The following is a 21317-nucleotide window of genomic DNA, read 5'->3' on the forward strand; positions in this document are numbered from 1 at the left end:
ACCTGGCGCCAGGTCATTTAAGGAGTACCTGTTGAACGCCGCACAGTTGCCGGGGACGTCCCTGAGCGGAACCGTCTCCACCGCACAACCGGAGTCGCTGCCCGCGCTCTTCGCCGCGCAGGCCGCCCGCACCCCCGACGCGATCGCCGTCGTAGAAGGAGACGGCCGCACGGTCGACTACCGCACCCTGGACGCCGCCGCCGAGCAGGTCGCGCGCTTCCTGCGGGCGGCGGGCGCCGGCCCCGGGACGCTGGTCGGCGTATGCCTGGAACGGGGCAGCAATCTCATCGCCACCCTCCTGGGCGTGGGACGGGCCGGGGCCGCCTACCTGCCCCTGGACCCCTCCCACCCCCAGGAGCGGCTGACCACGCTGCTCACCGGCGGCGCCGCCGCCCTCGTCGTCACCGAGCCGCGGCTCGCCGCTCACATCGCCCCGCCGGGGGTACGCGCCCTCACCCCCGCCGACATCGACGCCACGGGCCTGTCCGACGCGCCGTTCCCGGCGCCCGACCCCGCCACCGTCGTCTGCACGATCTTCACCTCCGGCTCGACCGGCCTGCCCAAGGGCGTCCAGGTCACCCACGCCGGCCTCGCGGGCCGGATCGCCTGGTCCGTGCGCAAGCACGGGCTGGACGCCGACGACCGCTGGCTGTTCAAGACCTCCGCCGGCTTCGACGCCGCGGGCCTGGAGATCCACGCTCCGCTCATCAGCGGCGGCCGGGTGGTCTGCGCCCCCGAGGGCGCCGAGCGCGACCCGCGCGCCCTGCTGGGCGCCGTGGCCGACGCCGGGGTCACCGTGCTCCAGGCCGTGCCGTCCGTCCTGCGGCTGCTCGCCGAGGAGTCCGGCTGGGCCGGCTGCGACCGGCTGCGGCTGCTGTTCAGCGCCGGCGAGCCGCTCCACGCCGAACTGGTCTCGCGGCTGCGGCAGGTGGTCCCCGGCCCGGTCGAGGTGTGGAACACCTACGGGCCCACCGAGTGCTCCATCGACATCACCGCCCACCCCGCCGACCCCGCCCAGGAGTCCGGCCCCGTCCCGATCGGCCGCCCCCTCAAGGGCATGCGCGTCCTGGTCATGGGCGCCGACGGCACCCCGGCCCCCAAGGGTGTCGCCGGTGAGCTGTACGCGGGCGGCACCGGCCTGGCCCAGGGGTACGCGGGCCGCCCCGACCTGACCGCCGAGCGCTTCGTGCCCGACGCGTACGGGCCGCCCGGCAGCCGGCTCTACCGCACCGGTGACCTCGTGCGCTGGAACACCGACGGCGTCCTGGAGTACCTGGGGCGCCTCGACGACCAGCTGAAGGTCAACGGCGTGCGCGTCGAGCCCGGGGAGATCGAGGCCGCGCTCACCGCCCACCCCGAGGTGACCGGTGCCGCCGTCGTCGCCTTCACCGCCGCGGACGGCGGCCGGCGGATCGGCGCGGCCGTCACCGCGCGTTCCCGGATCGGCTCCGCCGACCTCCGCCGCCACCTGCGCACCCGGCTGCCCGACAGCCACGTACCGTCGCTCTTCCTGCCGCTGGACGCGCTGCCGCTCACCGCGAACGGCAAGGCCGACCGCAAGGCCGTCACCGCCCTCCTGGACGAGACGACCACCTCCGGACAGGACGCGTACGTCGCCCCGCGCACTCCGGCCGAGCAGCAGGTCGCCGACGTCTGGGCGGCCCTTTTCGGCCGCGAGAAGGTCGGCGCGACCGACGACTTCTTCGCGCTGGGCGGCACCTCCCTCCAGCTGACCCGACTGGCCGCCCGCCTGCGCGCGACCGGCGTCACGATCTCGATGCGCGGCCTGTTCAGCGCCACCACCGTGGAGGCGCAGGCCCGCCTGATCGACGCGCCGACCGCCGACGCCGACGCCCCGACAGCCGTCCCGCGCACCGGTGAGCTCCCGCTCTCCTCGGGCCAGCGCCGCCTGTGGGTCCTGGACCGGATGAACCCGGGCAGCCGTGAGTGGGTCGCCCCGCTGATCATGCGTCTGCCGGCCGGGACCCCGGTCGCCGCCGTCCAGGCGGCCCTCGACGAGCTGTCCGCCCGCCACGAGATCCTGCGCACCCGCTACCAGGAGAGGGACGGCGAGCCCCGGCAGGTGATCGGCGCCCCCGCCCCGGTAGAGCTGCGGGTGGCCGACACCGGCCGCGAGGAGCTGGCCGGCCGTTTCGAGGAGCAGTTCGCGCGCGGCTTCGACCTGGCGGCCGGACCGCTGTGGCGGGCGCTGCTCGCCCGCGTCCCCGGCGAGGACCACGTCCTGCTCATCACCCTGCACCACATCGCCTGCGACGGCTGGTCCACCGTCGTCCTGGAGCGTGAGCTGCGCGAACTGTGCGCGGCCTCCGTCGAGGGCCGCGCGACCCGGCTGGCCGCGCCGGGCCTCCAGTACGCCGACTACGCCGCCTGGCAGAGCAAGCGGCTCACCGACACGTTCCTGGCCGGGGAGCTGGCGCACTGGCGCGCCGCACTCGACGGCGTCGAGCCCGTGGAGCTGCCGGCGGACCGGCCCCGGCCCACCGAGCGGGACCCGCGCGGCGCGGTCGTGCCGATCCGCGTGGAGCCGGAGTTGTACGGCCGGGTGGAGGAGCTGGGCCGTGCCCACTCCGCGACCCCGTTCATGACCCTGCTGACGGTCTTCGCCACCGTGGTGGCCCGCTACAGCGGCCGGTGGGACATCCCGGTCGGCACACCGGTGGCGGGACGCGGCCGGCCGGAGGTGGCCGGCACCGTGGGGTTCTTCCTCAACTCCCTCGTGGTGCGCTGCGCGCTGGAGGGCGACCCCACCTTCGCCGAGGCGCTGGGCCGGGTGCGGGCCGCGTCCGTGGCGGCCTTCTCCCACCAGGACCTGCCCTTCGACCGGCTCGTGGACGAGCTGGCGCCGGAGCGCGATCTGTCGCGCACCCCGCTCTACCAGGTCGCCTTCGACATGCACAGCGAAGGCGTCACCAGCGTCGCCACCGGCACCGCCGACCTCGCGGCCTTCGCCGAGGCGTGGACGGTCGCCAAGACGGACCTGTCGGTCTTCGTCGGCCGCTCCGCCGACGGTGCCCTGGAAGGGGTCCTGGAGTACGCGACCGCCCTCTTCGACGAGGCCACGGTCGTCCGCTTCAAGGACCACTTCGTCCGGGTCATGGAGGAGGTCACCGCCCGGCCCGGGGTGCGCCTGTCGGAGGTGGCGCTGCTGCGCCCCGAGGAGCGCGCCCTCGTGCTGGACGGGTGGAACGCGACCGGGGCCGATCTCGGGGACGCGAGCGTCGTCCGGCGCTTCGAGGAGCAGGCCCGCGCCACACCCGAGGCGCCCGCGGTGTCCTTCGGCGACGCCTCGGTGACGTACAAGCAGCTCGATCTGCGGGCCGACCAGCTCGCGCACCATCTTCTGGCCCGGGGGGTGCGCCCGCGGACCCCGGTCGGTGTCCTGCTGGACCGCGGACCCAACCTCCTCGCGGCACTCCTCGGCGTGTGGAAGGCCGGAGCCTCCTACGTACCGATCGACCCCTCCTACCCCGCCGACCGCATCGCCTCGATGCTGGAGACGGCCGGCGCCGCCTTCGCGGTGACCCAGGAGACCTACGAGACACGCTTCAGCGGCTTCACCACCGTGCTCGTCGACCGGGACCGGACCGCCATCGACGCCCGCCCCCGCACGGCACCGGAGCGGAACGAGGACCCCCGGGCACTCGCCTACACCATCTTCACCTCCGGCTCGACCGGCCGTCCCAAGGGCGTCGAGGTCACCCACCAGGGACTGGCCAACCACGTCGCCTGGGCGGCACGGGAGCTCGCCTCCCAGGGACAGGGCGGCGCGCCGCTGTTCTCCTCCGTCGCCTTCGACCTCGTCGTCCCCAATCTGTGGGCCCCCCTCATCACCGGCCAAAGAGTCCACACCATCGCCCAGGACACCGACATGGCCGACCTCGGACGGGAACTCACCGGATCACGGCCCTACAGCTTCATCAAACTCACCCCCGGCCACCTCGACGTCCTCGCCGAACAACTCACCCCCGAACAGGCCGCCTCCCTCGCCCCCGTCCTCGTCGTCGCCGGCGAAGCCTTCACCCGCACCACCCTCGAACGCTGGCGCGCCCTCGCCCCCCACACCCGCCTCATCAACGAGTACGGCCCCACCGAAGCGTCCGTCGGGACCTGCACCTACCCCGTACCCGCCGACGAAACGGCCGAGATCCTTCCCATCGGCACCCCCCTGCCGAACATGACGATGTACGTCCTCGACGCGGCCCTCGAACCCACCCCGGTCGGTGTCCCCGGTGAGCTGTACGTCGGCGGAACCGGGGTCGCACGCGGCTACGCCGGGCGCCCCGACCTGACCGCCGAACGCTTCGTCCCCGACCCCCACGGAACACCCGGCGACCGCCTCTACCGCACCGGCGACCTCGTGCGCTGGAACGCCGACGGCGCCGTCGAGTTCCTCGGCCGCCTCGACGACCAGGTCAAGATCCGCGGCTACCGCATCGAACCCGGCGAGATCCAGAGCGTCCTCGCCGACCACCCCGCCGTCCACGACACCGTCGTCATCGCCCGCCCCACAGCCACCGGCGACACCCGCCTCGTCGCCTACTACGTAACCACCAACAGCGCCCTCGACCCGGCCGACCTCCGCGAACACGCCGCCGCCCGGCTCCCCGACTACATGCTCCCCACCGCCTACATCCCCCTCGACGCCATCCCCCTCAACGCCAACGGCAAGACCGACAGACGCGCCCTCCCCGACCCCGGCACCACCGAGGGCGCCAGGGCGGGCACCGCGCCCCGCACCGTCACCGAGGAGCGGATCGCCGACATCTGGACCGAACTCCTCGGCACCCGGGTGGGCGTGGAGGACAGCTTCTTCCAGAGCGGCGGCAACTCGATCCTCGCCATCCGCCTCATCTCGCGGATCCAGGAGGAGTTCGACATCGACTTCAAGGTGCGCACCGTCTTCGAGAGCCCGACCGTGGCCCGGCTCGCCCTCGCCGTGGAGGCCGCGATCACCGCCGAGATCGACGCGGAGCTGGCCGCGCTCCCGCCCACCGCACCCCCGCACGCAACCCCGACGAACGGCCAGGCCCTGGCGAAGGAGTTCACCGCATGAGCACGGACGCGATCACCCCCGCCGGCCTCGGCACCGAGGAGCCCGGGGCGGACCCGGCGGCCCGGGCCGCCGAGCAGGCCCGCCAGGAGCTGATCCGGCGGCGCCTGGCCGGCCGGGGCACCGGCCGCAGACCTGCGATACCGCGGGCCGACCGGACGGCCCCCCTGCGACTCTCCTACGGCCAGGAACAGATGTGGTTCCTCAGCCGCCTCGACCCGGACAGCACCCAGTACCTCGTACCGCTCGTCGTCACCCTGACCGGGCCCCTCGACGCCGGTCTGCTCGGCACCGCCTGGCAGCGCCTCACCGACCGCCACGAGATCCTGCGCACCCGCTACACCCTGGACCAGGAGAGCCCGGTCCAGGTCGTCTCCGATGACGAGCGGGTCACCCTGCCCGTCGTCGACCTGACCGGCACCGCCCCCGGTGCGCGGACGGCCGCCGTCCAGGACGTCATCGACCGCGAGCTGTTCCTCCCCTTCGACCTGGAGCGCGACCTGCCCGTGCGGGGCCGGCTGCTGCGGCTCGCCGACGACGAGCACGTCCTGGCCCTGGTCTTCCACCACATCGCCTGCGACGCCTGGTCCACCGAGGTCGTCGCCCGCGAGCTGAGCGCCCTCTACACGGCCCTCGCCGAGGGCACGGAGCCCGCCCTTCCGCCGGTCCCCGTGCAGTACGCCGACTTCGCCGCCTGGCAGCGCGCCGAGATGTCCGGCGCGACGCTGGAGCGCCACCTCGACTACTGGAAGAGCCAGCTCGTCGGGCTCACCCCCATCGAGCTGCCCACCGACCGCCCCCGCAAGACCGTCCGTGACGCGTCCGGCGCCACCGTGGCCTTCTCCCTGCCCGGCGAACTCGCCACCCGCCTGCGGGCGTTCGCCGAGGACCAGGGGGCCACGCTGTTCATGGTGGTCCTGGCCGCCTACCACGGCCTGCTCGCCCGGTACACGGGCACCGCCGACATCGCGGTCGGCACCGTCGTCTCCGGGCGCGGCCGCCCCGAGCTCCAGGGGATGGTCGGCTACGGCATCAACAGCCTGGTCCTGCGCGGCCACTGGGAGGACGAGCCGACCTTCCGCGAGCTGGTGGCCCGCACCAAGGACACCGTTCTGGGCGCCTTCGACCACCAGGGCGTGCCCTTCGCCCAGCTCATCGACGCCGTACAGCCCGAACGCGACCTCGCCCGCAACCCGCTGTTCGACGTGGCGCTGACCATGCACGGCGAGCGCACCGACGCCTTCGCCCTGCCGGGCATCGCCGCCGAGCCCTTCCAGGGCGAGGGCGACGCCGCCAAGTACGACCTCGACCTCCAGTTCCGCGAGGACGCCGACGGGACCCTGCACGGGAACCTGGAGTACGCCGTCGAACTCTTCGACCGCGCCACCGCCGAGCGGCTCACCGGACACCTGGTGCGGCTGCTGGACGCGGCCGTCACCACCCCGGACCGCGAGGTCGGCGCCCTCGGCCTGCTCGGTGCGGACGAGTACGCCCTGCTCACCGCGGGCGCCGCCGTCACCGGCGAGGTCAACGGCACCGTGCACGGCGCCTTCGAGGCGCAGGTCCGGCGCACCCCGGACGCCGTCGCCGTCACCTTCGGGGCCGAGGAGCTGACGTACGCGCAGCTCAACGAACGGGCCAACCGCATCGCCCACCGGCTGCGGGCGGCGGGCGTCGGCCCGGAGACCCTCGTGGGCGTCTGCCTGGAGCGCTCGGCCGACCTGGTCCCCGCGCTGCTCGGCGTCCTCAAGGCGGGCGGCGCCTATCTGCCGCTCGACCCGGCGGCCCCGGCCGACCGGCTCGGCTTCATGATCGCCGACGCCGCCGTCCCGGTCGTCGTCACGCAGGGCGCGCACGCGGAACTGCTCGCCCCGCTGCACTCCGGCACGACCCTGGTCCTGGACACGGACGGGGCGTGGGAGACGGCGCCGGCCCACGACCCGGAGCCCGTCGCGGACTCCGGCCACCTCGTCTACGTCATCTACACCTCGGGCTCCACCGGCCGCCCCAAGGGCGTCTGCCTCACCCACGCCAATGTGCTGCGCCTGTTCGACGTCACCGACCGGCGCACCGGTTTCCGCGCCGACGACGTGTGGACGCTGTTCCACTCCTACGCCTTCGACTTCTCCGTGTGGGAGATGTGGGGCGCGCTGCTGCACGGCGGGCGCCTGGTCGTCGTGCCGAAGGAGGTGACCCGCGACCCGTCCGCCTTCCTCGACCTGCTCGTCGACCAGCGGGTCAGCGTCCTCAACCAGACGCCGTCCGCGTTCCGCGCCCTGGTCGCCGCCGCCCGCGAGGGCGACCCGCGCGTGGAGCGGCTGGCGCTGCGCACCGTGGTCTTCGGCGGGGAGAAGCTGGAGGTCGCCGACCTGCGGCCGTGGGCCGACCGGCTCGGCCTCGCCCGGCCGACGCTCGTCAACATGTACGGGATCACCGAGACCACCGTGCACGTCACCCACCACGAGCTGACGGCGGCCGACCTGGACGCGGGCGTCAGCCCCGTCGGCGTCGCCCTCGACGACCTGGCCGTCCACGTCCTCGACGAACGCGGCAACCCGGTCCCCGTCGGCGTCTTCGGCGAGATCCACGTCGCCGGGCGCGGTGTGGCGCGCGGCTACCTGGGCCGGCCCGAGCTGACCGCCGAGCGCTTCGTACCCGACCCGTTCGGGGAGCCCGGCAGCCGGCTGTACCGCAGCGGCGACGTGGCGCGCCGACTCGCCGACGGCAGCCTGGAGTTCCTCGGCCGCAACGACGAACAGGTCAAGATCCGCGGCTTCCGCATCGAACTGGGCGAGATCAACGCGGCGCTCGGCGCGCGGGAGAGCGTCCGTGACGCCGTGGTCCTGGCCCGTGAGGTCACCCCCGGCGACCGCCAGCTCGTGGCCTACGTGGTGCCCGCGCCCGGTACGGAGTTCGACGCCGCCGCACTGCGCACCGCGCTCGGCCGCGACCTGCCCGAGTACATGGTCCCGGCCTACTTCGTCGCCCTCGACCGGCTGCCGCTGACCGTGAACGGGAAGCTCGACGACAAGGCGCTGCCCGCCCCGCAGCCCGGCGCCGTGCGCACCGCCGGCCAGACGTACACCGCGCCCCGCACCGAGCTGGAGCGCCGGGTGGCCGCGATCTGGGGCGAGGTCCTCAGGGTGCCGTCCGTCGGCGTCCACGACAGCTTCTTCGACCTGGGCGGGCACTCGCTGCGCGCCATCAACCTCGCCGGGCACCTGCGCGAAGCCGGTCTGGACGTGTCCGTGCGCGATCTGTTCGAGCACCGCACGGTGGCCCGGCTGTCGGAGCGGCTGGCCGAGCGCGCGCCGGTGGTCCGCACGGCCGGTGTCCAGCCGTTCGAGATGGTCACGGCCGCCGACCGGGAGCGGATGCCGGCGGGCCTGGCCGACGCGTACCCGATGTCGCAGGTCCAGATCGGCATGGTCGTCGAGATGCTCAGCGACGACCGCCACCCGTACCACAACTCCACGTCGTTCCGGGTCCGGGACGACCGGCCCTTCTCGGTCGAGGCGCTGCGTACGGCGGTCCGGGCCGCCGTGGCACGCCACGAGGTCCTGCGCACCTCCTTCGACCTCAACTCCTACGACGTACCGATGCAGTTGGTGCACCGTGACGTCGAGCTGCCGGTCGCGGGCAACGACCTCGGCGGCCTGGACGCCGCCGGCGTCGAGAGCGCGCTGCGGGAGTTCACCGCCCGCGAGCGGGCCGCGCTCATCCCGCTGGACGCGGCCCCGCAGCTGCGGCTGACCGGGCACGCCTGCGACGACGGGAGCTGGTGGCTGACGATCACCGAGTGCCACGCCATCCTCGACGGCTGGAGCCACCACTCCCTCCTGATGGAGCTCGTCGAGGGGTACGACCGGGCACGCGGCGGCGCCGCGATCCCGCGCCCCGAGGCACCCGGCGTCCGGTTCGCGGACTTCGTCGCGGCCGAGCTGACCTCGCGCGAGGAGGGCGCGGACCACGCGTACTGGACGGACATCGTCGAACGCTACGAGCCGTTCGCCTTCCCCGAGGCGTGGGCGGGCGACGGGGAGGCCGGTGACCCGCACCGCGTCAAGGTCCCCGTGCACGACCTGGAGGACCGGCTGCGCGCACTGGCCTCGGCGGCCGGGGCGTCCTTCAAGAGCGTGCTGCACGCCGCGTACCTCAGGACGATGAGCGCGGTCACCGGCCAGGAGAGGTTCTTCACCGGCCTGGTCTGCAACGCGCGCCCCGAGGCACTGGGCGCCGACGGCGTCTACGGCATGCACCTCAACACCCTGCCGTTCGCCTTCGACGGCGTCCACGGCACCTGGACCGACCTGGTGGCACGGGTCTTCGACCGCGAGGTGGAGCTGTGGCCGCACCGCGGCTACCCGATGCCCGACATCCAGCGTGCCGCGCAGGACGCCGGCCGGCTGGTCTCGGTCCGCTTCAGTTACCACGACTTCGACCAGGTCGACCGCGAGCAGGTCGACTACCTGGCGAGCATCGACGACAGCCCCACCGAGTTCCCGCTCGGCGTCTCCGCCCGCCTGGGCCACCTCTTCCTCACCGGCGGACGCAAGCACCTGACCGAGCAGGCCCTTCGGCACCTCGCGGGCATCCTGCGGCAGGTGCTGGAGGCCATGGCCTCCGACCCGCTCGGCGACGCCGCCGCCTCCTGCCTGCCGACGGCCGAACGGGACCGCCTGCTGGCCGAAGGCACCGGCGAGCGGGCCGACTTCGGCACCGCCGACATACCGTCCCGGTTCGAGCAGCAGGCCCGCCGCACCCCGGACGCGACGGCCGTCTCGCTGGCCGGCACGTCTCTGACGTACGCGGAGCTGGACGCGTCCGCCAACCGGCTCGCGCATCATCTTCTGGCCCGGGGGGTGCGCCCGCGGACCCCGGTCGGTGTCCTGCTGGACCGCGGACCCGACCTCCTCGCGGCACTCCTCGGCGTGTGGAAGGCCGGCGCCTCCTACGTACCGATCGACCCGTCCTACCCCGCCGAGCGCATCGCCTCGATGCTGGAGACGGCCGGTGCCGCCTTCGCGGTGACCCAGGAGGCGTACGAGGCACGCTTCAGCGGCTTCACGACGGTACGGGTGGACGATGCGGCGATCGACGTGCGGCCGGCCACCGCGCCGGAGCGGAGCGCGGACCCGCAGGCGCTGGCGTACACCATCTTCACCTCCGGCTCGACCGGCCGCCCCAAGGGCGTCGAGGTCACCCACCAGGGGCTGGCCAACCATGTCGCCTGGGCGGCACGGGAGCTGGCCTCCCAGGGACAGGGCGGCGCGCCGCTGTTCTCCTCGGTCGCCTTCGACCTCGTCGTCCCCAACCTGTGGGCCCCGCTGATCACCGGCCAGAAGGTCCACGCCATCGCCCAGGACACCGACATGGCCGACCTCGGCCGTGCGGTCGCGGCGGCGGGACCGTACAGCTTCATCAAGCTGACCCCGGGCCATCTCGACGTGCTGGCCGAGCAGTTGACCGCCGAGCAGGCCGCCTCGATCGCCCCGGTCCTCGTGGTCGCCGGCGAGGCGTTCACCCGCACCACCCTGGAACGCTGGCGCGCCCTCGCCCCGCACACCCGGCTGATCAACGAGTACGGACCCACCGAAGCGTCCGTCGGAACCTGCACCTACCCGGTGCCCGCCGAGGAGCCGGCCGAGGTACTGCCCATCGGGCACGCCCTGCCGAACATGACGATGTACGTCCTGGACCGGCGGCTCCAGCCGGTCGCCACCGGTGTCCCGGGCGAGCTGTACGTCGGTGGCACCGGCGTGGCCCGCGGCTACGCCGGCCGCCCCGATCTCACCGCCGACCGCTTCCTCCCCGACCCCTACGGAACCCCCGGCGACCGCCTCTACCGCACCGGCGACCTCGTCCGCACCCGCCCCGACGGCGCCGTCGAATTCCTCGGCCGCCTCGACGACCAGGTCAAGATCCGCGGCTACCGCATCGAACCCGGCGAGATCCAGAGCGTCCTCGCCGACCACCCCGCCGTCCGCGACGCGGTCGTGGTGCCCCGTACGACGACCGCCGGCGAGACCCGCCTCGTGGCGTACTACGTGGCGGACCAGGAACTCGACACGGCCGGTCTCGGAAAGCACGCCGCCGAGCGGCTGCCCGACTACATGCTGCCGACCGCCTACGTCGCCCTCGACACCATCCCGCTCAACGCCAACGGCAAGACCGACAAACGCGCCCTCCCCGACCCCGACACCGCCGAGGGCGACTCCGGCACCCCCTACGTCGCCCCCCGCACCGGAACCGAGGCGCGCGTCGCCGAGATCTGGGCGCAGGTCCTCCAGTTGGAGCGGGTCGGCGTCGAGGACGGGTTCTTCGACCTCGGCGGCCACTCGATCCGCGCCGTCGCCCTGGTCGGCGCCCTGCGCGCCGCCGGGTTCGACGTCGGGGTGCGCGAGGTCTTCGAGCACCGCACGGTCGCCGAGCTCAGCGAGTTCCTGACCGGGCGTCCCGCGCCGGCCGTGACGGCACCGCCCGTCGAGCCGTTCGCACTGCTCGGGCCGGACGACCGGGCCCTGCTGCCCGAGGGGACCGTCGACGCCTACCCGATGTCGCAGGTCCAGCTCGGCATGATCGTGGAGATGCTCGCCGACGAGGAGAAGCGCGCCTATCTCAACGTGGCGTCCTTCCGCATCACCGACGGCGTCCCCTTCGAGGTCGCCGCGTTCCGCCAGGCACTCAACATCGTCACCCGGCGCCACGAGATGCTGCGCACCTCCTTCGACCTCGACGGCTACAGCACGCCCCTCCAGATCGTCGCGCCCACCGCCCATGTGCCGCTGGTGGTCGAGGACCTGAGGCTCGCGGGCGACCGGGAGGAGCGGACGCGCGCCATCCTCGCCGAGGAGCGGGCAGTCCTCTTCGACCTGGCGAAGGCGCCGCTGCTGCGGATGACCGCGCAGCTGGAGGACGACCACGCCTGGCGGCTCGTCGTCACCGTCTGCCACGCCATCACCGAGGGCTGGAGCCACCGGGCCCTGCTCATGGAGCTCCTGGAGACGTACCGCGCGCTGCGGGACGGCGGCGAGCCGGCACCGTACACCGCCCCGCCGGTGCGCTACGCGGACTTCATCGCCGCCGAACTGGCCTCCTTGGACTCCGAGGAGGACCGCGCCTACTGGAAGGACGTGGTGAGCGGCCACGCCCCGTTCGCGCTGCCCGCGCCGTGGGCCGGGGACCCCCTCGCCGCGCGCGAGAAGTACCGGGTGGCGGTCGAGCTCTTCGACCTCCAGCCGAGGCTGCGCGCGCTCGCCACGCGGGCCCAGGTGTCGCTGAAGAGCGTCCTGCTCGCCGCCCATCTGAAGGTCCTCTCCCTGCTCACCGAGGAAACCGTCTTCCACAGCGGCCTGGTGTACAGCGCGCGCCCCGAGTCGCCGGGCGCCGAGCGGGTGTACGGCATGTACCTCAACACGCTGCCGTTCGCCTTCGCCGGTGCCCGCGGCACCTGGACCGATCTCGTACGGGAGGTGTTCGCCGCCGAGGGGCGCGTCTGGGACCGCCGGCGCTTCCCGATGCCGGTCATCCAGCGCGACGCCAGGGCCGGCCGGCTCCTCGACGTCCGCTTCAGCTACCAGGACTTCGACCACGTCGACACCGGACTGGTCGACCCCGAGGCCAGCAGCGGCGAGGGCGGCACCGAGTTCGCCCTCGCGGTCTCCGCGGTCTCCGGACACCTGCTGCTGACCACCCACACCCACGCCCTGGCCCGGGAGCACGCCGACCGGCTGACCGGCCTGTACCGGCAGGTCCTTGAGGCGATGGCCGCCGACCCGGACGGCAGCGCGGAGTACGCCCCGCTGCCCGCGGGCGAGGCGGAGTGGCTGGGGGCGCTCAACGAGACCGCCGAGGAGTACCCGGCGCTGTCCGTCCTGGAGCGCTTCGAGCAGCAGGCCCGGGCCACCCCCGGGGCGGTCGCCGTCACCTTCCGGGGCGAGGAGGTCACCTACCGGGAACTGGACGAGGCGGCCAACGCGATCGGCCACCGCCTGATCGCCGAGAACGTCGGCCGGGAGTCCGCCGTCGGCGTGCTCCTCGACCGCTCCCCCCGGCTCATCGCGACGCTGCTCGGGGTGTGGAAGGCGGGCGCGGCCTACGTGCCGGTCGACCCGTCCTACCCCGCCGAGCGCATCGCCTCCATGCTGGAGACGGCCGGAGCGTCGCACGCGGTCTCCCAGCCCGAGTACGCGGCGCTCTTCGGCGGCCTCACCCCGCTCCTGGTCGGCGAGAGCCTGGCCGGGCAGGAGCGGGCCCCCGCCCGGACCGACGACCCCGACCGGCTCGCGTACGTCATCTTCACCTCCGGTTCGACGGGCCGGCCCAAGGGCGTCCAGATCCCGCACCGGGGCCTGGCCAACCACGTGGCCTGGGCGGCCGTGGAGCTGGCCGCGCGCGGCACCGGCGGCGCGCCGCTGTTCTCGTCCGTCGCCTTCGACCTGGTCGTCCCCAACCTGTGGGGTCCGCTGGTCACCGGGCAGGCCGTGCACGTCGTCCCGCAGGACACCGTGCCGGGCGACCTCGCGGAGGCGCTCATGGACCGGGCCCCGTACAGCTTCGTGAAGCTGACCCCGGGCCACCTCGACGTCCTCTCCGAGCAGCTCGCGACCGACGAGGTGGACCGGCTCGCCCAGGTGTTCGTCGTCGCGGGCGAGGCGCTGCCCGCCACCACGGGCAACCAGGCGCTCGAACTCCTGGGCGCGGGACGGATGATCAACGAGTACGGGCCCACCGAGGCGTCCGTCGGCTCGACCGTCCACCCGGTGACCGAGCCGGTCGCCCTCGACGTGGTGCCGATCGGCACGCCCCTGCCGAACATGACCACCCACGTCCTGGACCGGGCCATGCGCCGAGTGCCCGTGGGCGTGGTCGGCGAGCTGTACGTCGGCGGCACCGGGGTGGCACGCGGCTACGCGGGCCGTCCCGACCTGACCGCCGAGCGCTTCGTGCCCGACCCGTACGGGCCCGCGGGCGGGCGGCTGTACCGCACCGGCGACCGGGTGCGGATGCTCGCCGGCGGCGCGGTCGAGTTCCTCGGCCGCCTGGACGACCAGGTCAAGATCCGCGGCTACCGCGTCGAGCTCGGCGAGGTGCAGGCCGTCCTGGCCGCCCACCCCGCCGTGCGGGACGCCGTGGTCACGGTCCACGAACCCACCCCGGGCGACAAGCGCCTCGTCGCCCACTGCGTGCCGCACGAAGGACAGCGGCTCCCCGACGCCTCGGCCCTCGCCGAGGAATGCGGCCTGCGGCTCCCCGAGTACATGGTCCCCTCGGCGTTCGTCGCCCTGGAGGCCATGCCGCTCAACGCCAACGGCAAGGTCGACCGGCGGGCGCTGCCGGCCCCCGACCGCTCCGCCCTGCGCGGCGACGACCACCCCTACGTCGCCCCGCGCACCCCCACCGAGCAGCTCCTCGCCACGATCTGGCAGGACGTGCTCGGCGTCGAAACCGTCGGCATCCACGACCGGTTCTTCGACCTCGGCGGCCACTCCATCCTGATGATCCAGGTACTGGCCGCCGCCCGGCGGGCGGGCCTCACCGTCTCCGTCTGGCGCATGTACCAGCACGGGACCCTCGTCGACCTGGCCGCGGCCATCGACGAGGACACCCGCGAGGCGGAGGCGGAGGCCGCCCCCGCGGCCCCCGCTCCCCCCGCCCGCGTGGAGGTCTCCGCCGATCTGCTGGCCTCGCTGCTCGAACGGGCGAGCGGCGGAGACAGCGCCAAGCTGGCCGAGGGGCCGCTCGCGGAGGTGGCCGCCCTGATCGGCCGGCCGGCCGCGCCGGCGTTCCCCCTCGACGAGCTGACAGCTCTCATGGCCGAGCACCAGGTGCCCGGCGTGAGCGTCGCCGTCCTCGGCGCCGACGGCTCCACCGAGCTGCACGGCGTCGGCCGCCTGCGGGCCGGGGACGACGCGCCGGTGACCCCCCGGACGCTGTTCCAGGTCGGCTCGATCAGCAAGCACGTCACGGCGTTCGCCACCCTGCGACTCGTGGCCCAGGGGCTCATCGGCCTCGACGACCCGATCGACCGGCACCTCACCTCGTGGCAGCTCGCCGACCTGCCCGAGGCGCCCGGACCGGTCACGGTCCGCCAGCTCCTCGGGCACACGGCGGGCTTCGCACGCCACCGCAGTGTCGGGTTCCGGCCCGGCGAGCGCGTGCCCACCCTGCGGGAACTGCTCGACGGGACCGGGCCGGTGTCCACGCCCCGGGTCGCCCGGCAGCTCGTCCCCGGTGAGGTCTTCCGCAAGAGCAGCACGCACTACTGGGTGCTGCAGCAGCTCCTGGAGGACGTCACCGGCGAATCCTTCCAGGAGCTGATGGACCGACTCGTGCTGACGCCCATGGGCCTCACGGGCAGCAGCTTCGACCAGTCCTTCCCGCACACCGCCGGACGCCCCGTGGCGCTCGGCCACCACGTGAAGGGCAAGCACCTGGACGGCGGCTGGCGCGAACGCGCCCACCTCGCCGCCGCCGGGCTGTGGACGACCGCCGAGGACCTCGGCAAGGTCGCCCGCCACTTCCGGGCCGCACTCCTCGGCCTGGACGGCGCCCTGATCCCCCGGGACACCGCCGCCGAGCTGCTCCACACCCATCCGGGCAGCTTCTACGGACTCGGCACCATCGTCGACGACACCGGTGACGACGCCGAGTTCGGGCACGGCGGTGAACCGGCCGGCTACTGGAACCTCTCGCTCACCCATCTCAGGAGCGGTGTGGGGCTGGTCGTCCTGACCAACTCCGACAGCGGCAAGGACGTCGTCAAGTTCCTCACGGCGGCCCTCAGCAAGCGCGAACACGCCTTCGGCCAGGGCGAGCTGATGGCCGACTGGGCGGCGGCCGGCACCGGCGCCGACGCCCCGGCCGACCACCCTCTGCTCACCCCCGTGGTGACGGAGGAGGAGCTGGCCTGATCCGGGGCCGGGCCGCCCCGACCGGGCGGCCCGGCCCTCCCCCGGCCGACTTCCATCCCCTCCAGGAGGACCCCGTGAACCACCCGCCCGCCCGCCACCTCATCTCCATCGACGACCTCTCCGACTCCGACCTGCGCCGGATCGTCTACGACGGCGTGACCTTCTCCCAGGCCGGCCCCGGCGCCCGGCGCCCGCTGGCCGACCAGGTGGTGGGCGTCTACTTCAAGCGGACCTCCACCCGGACCCGCACCGCCTTCTCCAGCGGCGCGCTGCGCCTGGGCGGCCGGCTGATCACGTACGGAGCCGGCGACCTCCAGCTCAACACCGGCGAGACCAGCGAGGACACCGGCGAGGTGCTCTCCCGGATGCTCGACGTGCTGGTCGCCCGCACCGCCGACGACCCGGCCGAGATGCGGGCCTGGGCGAACCAGCGGCGGATGTCCGTCATCAACGCCATGAGCGCCGACGAGCACCCCACCCAGGCACTCACCGATCTCACCACCCTCCAGGCGCACTTCGGCCGCCTGGACGGCCTGCGCGTCCTGTACGTCGGCGAGGGCAACAACTCCGCCTCCGCGCTCGCCCTGGCCCTCACCCGCTTCGAGGGCGCGCACCTCGACCTGCGCACCCCGCCCGGCTACGGCCTCGACAGCGCCTTCCTCGACCGCGCCCGGCGCACCGCGGCCCGCTGCGGATCGACCGTCACCGAACGCCACGACATGGCCGACCTGCCGGAGAACGTCGACGCCGTCTACACCACCCGCTGGCAGACCACCGGCACCACCAAGGCCGACCCCGACTGGCGGCGCGTCTTCGCCCCCTTCCAGGTCACCGCCGGTCTCTGGCAGGCCAGCCCCAAGGCGGTCTTCCTGCACGACCTGCCGGCGCACCGCGGCGACGAGGTCACCGGCGAGGTTCTGGACGGGCCGCACAGCCTCGCCTTCCAGCAGGCCGAGAACAAGATGCACAGCGCCATGGCGGTCCTCGCCTGGGCCCGCGGCGCACGGACCGGCTCCGAGGCAGCGGCCACCGCATGAGCGCCCCCGCAGAAGCGCCGGCCGCCGCGTCCCCGCCGCTGCGCCGCAACCGCGACTTCCTGCTGCTGTGGGGCGGGGCCGGGTTCACCCTGCTCGGCTCCCGCGCCTCCATGGTCGCCTACCCGCTGCTGCTGATCTGGTCCACCGGATCGGCGACGGCGGGGGCGGTGGCCGCAGCGGCGGCGCAACTGCCGCAACTGCTCGTGCAGTTGCCCGCGGGCGTCCTGGTCGACCGCTGCGACCGGCGGCGGCTGATGGTGCTGTGCAGCGTGGGCTGCGCGCTCAGCACCCTCAGCGTGGTGGCCGCCGTGGCGAGCGGCCGGGTGTGGCTCGCGCACCTGGCGGCGGCCGCGTTCATCGAGGGCTCCCTGATGGTCTGCTACCGGCTCGCCGAACGGGCGACCGTGCGCCACGTCGTTCCGGCCGGGCAGCTCACCGCCGCGCTCTCCGGCAGCGAGGCGCGCGGCCGGGCCGCCGGACTGCTCGGCCAGCCCCTGGGCAGCACGGCGTTCGCGCTGGCCCGCTGGTCGCCGTTCCTGCTGGCCGGCGTCGCCCACCTGCTCTCGCTCGCCACGGTGCTGCTCATCCGCTCCCCCTTCCAGGGACCCGCCGAGGACCGGCCGCCCCGCGGGCGGCTGGGCCCGCAGATCGCCCAGGGGCTGCGCTGGCTGTGGCGCAACACCTTCCTGCGCCTGGTCATGCTGCTGGTCTCCGGCAGCAACGTGCTCTTCCAGGCCCTGGCCCTGCTCCCCGCCTTCGTCCTGCACGAGGACGGGCTGTCGCCCGGCATGGTCGGCGTCATCACCGCCATCAGCGGGGCCGGCGGGGCGCTCGGCGCACTGGGCGGCGGCCGGGCGATGAAGCTCATGGGCCTGCCGTCCCTGGTCCGCTGGGCGCTGCTCGCCTGGGCGGTGCTGGTCCCCGCGCTCGCGCTGACCCGCTCGCCCTGGCTGCTCGGCGCGCTGTTCGCCGTGATGAGCATGGTCGGCGGCGTCGTGAACGTCGCGGGCGGCGTCCACCAGGTCCTCACCACCCCCGACCGACTCCAGGGCCGCGTCAACAGCGCCTTCCAACTGGTGGGTTCGGGCGCCAACACGCTCGGCGCGCTCCTCGGCGGGCTGCTCCTGGACGCGACCGGCGCGGCCGGGACGGCCGCCGTCCTCGGTGCCGCGATGGCCGCGCTCGCGCTCACCGCACTTCTCATCGACCTACCACGACACCACCGGAACACTCCCCAAGGAGATCAGGAATGAACACAACGCCCAGCTGGTCCCCGCTCGTCATCACCCCGCAGGACGCGGGCGTCGAGGCGTCGGCGCCCGGACTGCTCCGCGTGGTCGGCGACACCGCCGCCATCAGCGACCAGCTCGTCAAGGAGAAGGCGCTCATCTTCCGGGGCTTCGGCGTCACCGAGGAGGCGCTCGACCCCGTCATGGACGAGCTGCTCCCCAACCGCCTCGCCTACGTGCACGGCAACTCGCCCCGCACCAAGGTCGGCAAGAACGTCTACACCTCCACGGAGTACCCGCAGGAGTTCACCATCTCGATGCACAACGAGATGTCCTACGCCGCCGCCTGGCCGGCCCGGCTGCTGTTCTTCTGCCAGAAGGCGGCCGAGACCGGCGGTGCGACGCCCGTCACCGACTCCGCGCTGTGGCTGGCCTCGCTCGACGAAGAGGTGCGCGAGGCGTTCGCCGGCGGCGTCTGCTACCAGCAGAACCTCCACGACGGGTTCGGCCTCGGCAAGAGCTGGCAGGACACCTTCGAGACGACCGACCGCGGTGTGGTGGAGGAGTTCCTCACCCGGACCGAGGCCGAGTACGCGTGGCAGCGGGACGGCTCGCTGCGGGTGCGCCAGATCCGGCCCGCGACCGCCGTCCACCCGGTGACCGGTGACGAGGTCTGGTTCAACCAGTCCGACCAGTGGCACCCGGCCGGGCTCGGCGACGACACCGCCGCCGCCCTCGCGCAGATCCTCTCCGCCGACGAGCTGCCGCAGTCCGTGACGTTCGCCGACGGCTCCCCGATCCCCGACCCCTACATCCTGCAGATCCGGGACCGGGGCCTGGAGCACGCCCGCGACTGCGACTGGAACACCGGCGACCTCATGCTCATCGACAACATGCTCGTGTCGCACGGCCGCCGCCCCTTCACGGGCACCCGCCGGGTGCTCGTGGCGATGTCCGACTGAGGCGCCATGAACGACAGCGGCTCCCCGGCGGAGTACCGGGCGCTGGCGGCGGACCGCGGTGTGCACGTGTGGCAGGGCTCGACCCGCGCCGCGCCGCCCGCCGCCGCCCTGCGGCTGCTCTCCGCCGCCGAACACACCGTGATGCTGCGCAGGCCGCGTACCGACGGACTGCGGTACGCGGGGGCGCACATCGCCGTGCGGCAGATCCTCTCCCGCTACCTGGGCGTCCCCCCGGCGGGCCTGCGCTTCGGCACCCGGCCCTGCCTGTGGTGCTCCGACCCCGGTCACGGCCGCCCGGTCGTCACCGGCCCCCCGACCGGCCTCGACTTCAACCTCTCGCACGCCGGTCCGCACTGGGCCCTGGCGGTCAGCGCCACGGGGCCGGTCGGCATCGACATCGAGGACGGACGCTCCAGGATCTTGGCGCGCGACGCGGCCCTGGTGCTGTCCGCGTCGGAACTGACCCATGTGAACGGCCTGACGGAGGGCCCCGCGCGCGACGCGGCCCTCCTTCGGTGCTGGACCAGGAAGGAGGCGGTGGTGAAAGCGATCGGCACCGGCATCATGGCGGACCTCAGGGACCTGGAGGTCCGTCCCGAACACGAGGGCCCGCTGACCGTGCACGGCACCGGGCAGGGCGGCACCGGCGACTGGCTGGTGCAGGACCTGCCCGGCACGGGCGACCTGTTCGTCGCCCTCGCCCGCCCCGCCGGCAGCACCGGCCCGGTGACCCTGCGCTCACCGACCGGCGCCACGGTGGCCGCCCCCCGCACCGAGGCGGTCCCCGTCCCCGCACGGGACACCGCCGACACCGCCCTGCTCGTACCCTTCCGTTCCTGAAGGAGCCGTCACCATGACCACCACCACACCCCTGCTCGGCCCCACCGTCCGTGCCGGATACCTGCCGCAGGTGTACGAGGCACCGGCCCCCGGCATCGCGGTCTCGGAGTTCATCGGGAACAACCGCCCCGCGCTCCGTGCCGCGCTGCACTCCCGCGGGGCCGTGCTGCTGCGCGGCTTCGACGTCGACGGCGTCGACGGCTTCAACGGTTCCGTGCACGCCCTCTCGGGCACGCCGCCGCTGACGTACGCCGAGCGCTCCTCACCCCGTTCCACCATCAAGGGCCAGGTCTACACCTCGACCGACTACCCGGCGGACGAGGAGATCTTCCTGCACAACGAGAACTCCTACCAGGCCGTCTGGCCGCAGGCGCTGTACTTCTACTGCATCGAGCCGGCCCACACCCTGGGCGCGACCCCGCTCGCCGACATCCGCCAGGTGTTCCGCGCCATCGACCCGGACGTGCGGGAGGATTTCACCCGCCGCCGCTGGCGCGTGGTGCGCAACTTCCACGAGGACTTCGGCGTGCCGTGGCAGCAGGCGTTCAACACCGACGACCGGGCCGCCGTCACCGCGTACTGCGAGGGCAAGGGGCTGGGTGTCGAGTGGACCGCCGGCGGACTGCGGACCACGGCGATCCGCGACGCCGTGCACCGCCACCCGGTGACCGGCGAGGACGTGTGGTTCAACCACATCACGTTCTTCCATGTCAGCACGGTCGCCCCGGACGTCCGCGAGGGCCTTCAGGAGATCTTCGCCGACGAGGACCTGCCGACGAACTCCTACTACGGTGACGGCGCCCCCATCCCCGACGACGTGGTGGCCCACCTGCGCCAGTGCTACCGCGACGCCTCCACCCGGTTCGACTGGCAGCGCCACGACATCCTGGTGGTGGACAACATGCTCGCCGCCCACGCCCGTGAGCCGTTCACCGGCCCGCGCAGGATCGCGGTGGCGATGGCCGAGCCGTCGCAGCCGGCGGCCGGCTGAGCCGCCGCACGCCCGGGCCGCGGGGGGGGGGGGGCGGCCCCCCGCCCGGGGGGGGGGGGGGGGGGGCCCCGGGGGCGGGGGGGGGGCCCCCCGGGGCCGGGGGGGGGGGGGGGGGGCCCCCCCCCCCCCGGGGGGGCGGGGGGGGGGGGGGGGGCCCCGGCGCCCCCCCGCCCCCCCCCCCCCCCCCGGGGGGGGGGCCCCCGGCCCCCGGGTGTTGTCAGTGCCGGGTGCCAGACTCGAAGGCATGACCGAACGGTGGGCCCTGGCCATGACG

7 protein-coding genes are annotated in these 21317 nt (G+C 74.0%); all 7 read left to right on the forward strand.

The annotated features are described in order from the left end of the window. Positions 1-31: 31 nt before the first annotated feature. The 7 genes from ACIQGQ_RS33335 (at position 32) to ACIQGQ_RS33365 (ending at position 21043) form a co-directional block, all read left to right on the forward strand. On the forward strand, positions 32-5074 hold the full coding sequence (locus ACIQGQ_RS33335; RefSeq protein ID WP_402403183.1) for an amino acid adenylation domain-containing protein: 5043 nt from the start codon (positions 32-34) through the stop codon (positions 5072-5074). Further along, entirely contained in the window at positions 5071-15984 is a 10914-nt protein-coding gene (locus tag ACIQGQ_RS33340; RefSeq protein WP_402403186.1) for an amino acid adenylation domain-containing protein, read from the forward strand. The genes ACIQGQ_RS33335 and ACIQGQ_RS33340 overlap by 4 nt, the downstream gene beginning before the upstream one ends. 74 nt (positions 15985-16058) lie before the next feature. Further along, positions 16059-17021, forward strand: a complete 963-nt coding sequence (locus ACIQGQ_RS33345) for an ornithine carbamoyltransferase (RefSeq protein ID WP_402403189.1) — start codon at positions 16059-16061, stop codon at positions 17019-17021. Beyond that, positions 17018-18274 carry an MFS transporter gene (locus ACIQGQ_RS33350; RefSeq protein WP_402403192.1) on the forward strand — a complete coding sequence of 419 codons (1257 nt, stop codon included), beginning with the start codon at positions 17018-17020 and terminating at the stop codon, positions 18272-18274. The genes ACIQGQ_RS33345 and ACIQGQ_RS33350 overlap by 4 nt, the downstream gene beginning before the upstream one ends. Further along, the gene (locus ACIQGQ_RS33355) at positions 18271-19212 is read left to right on the forward strand and encodes a TauD/TfdA family dioxygenase (protein ID WP_402403195.1); all 942 of its coding nucleotides are present in this window, start codon (positions 18271-18273) and stop codon (positions 19210-19212) included. Before ACIQGQ_RS33350 ends, ACIQGQ_RS33355 begins: the two co-directional genes overlap by 4 nt. A 6-nt stretch (positions 19213-19218) precedes the next feature. Next, a complete protein-coding gene (locus tag ACIQGQ_RS33360) occupies positions 19219-20052 on the forward strand; it encodes a 4'-phosphopantetheinyl transferase family protein (protein ID WP_402403198.1) in 834 nt (277 codons plus the stop codon). A gap of 13 nt (positions 20053-20065) precedes the next feature. After that, positions 20066-21043, forward strand: a complete 978-nt coding sequence (locus ACIQGQ_RS33365) for a TauD/TfdA family dioxygenase (RefSeq protein ID WP_402403201.1) — start codon at positions 20066-20068, stop codon at positions 21041-21043. The last annotated feature ends 274 nt before the right edge of the window (positions 21044-21317 follow it).

The sequence above is a fragment of the Streptomyces sp. NPDC092952 genome (assembly GCF_044754785.1).
In the GTDB taxonomy this organism is placed as follows: domain Bacteria; phylum Actinomycetota; class Actinomycetes; order Streptomycetales; family Streptomycetaceae; genus Streptomyces.

What these genes read in the sequence shown, in the direction of transcription:
- ACIQGQ_RS33340 (WP_402403186.1), top strand. Translation starts at nt 5,071, where the DNA reads ATGAGCACGGACGCGATCACCCCCGCCGGCCTCGGCACCGAGGAGCCC.
- ACIQGQ_RS33350 (WP_402403192.1), top strand. Translation starts at nt 17,018, where the DNA reads ATGAGCGCCCCCGCAGAAGCGCCGGCCGCCGCGTCCCCGCCGCTGCGC.
- ACIQGQ_RS33355 (WP_402403195.1), top strand. Translation starts at nt 18,271, where the DNA reads ATGAACACAACGCCCAGCTGGTCCCCGCTCGTCATCACCCCGCAGGAC.
- ACIQGQ_RS33360 (WP_402403198.1), top strand. Translation starts at nt 19,219, where the DNA reads ATGAACGACAGCGGCTCCCCGGCGGAGTACCGGGCGCTGGCGGCGGAC.
- ACIQGQ_RS33365 (WP_402403201.1), top strand. Translation starts at nt 20,066, where the DNA reads ATGACCACCACCACACCCCTGCTCGGCCCCACCGTCCGTGCCGGATAC.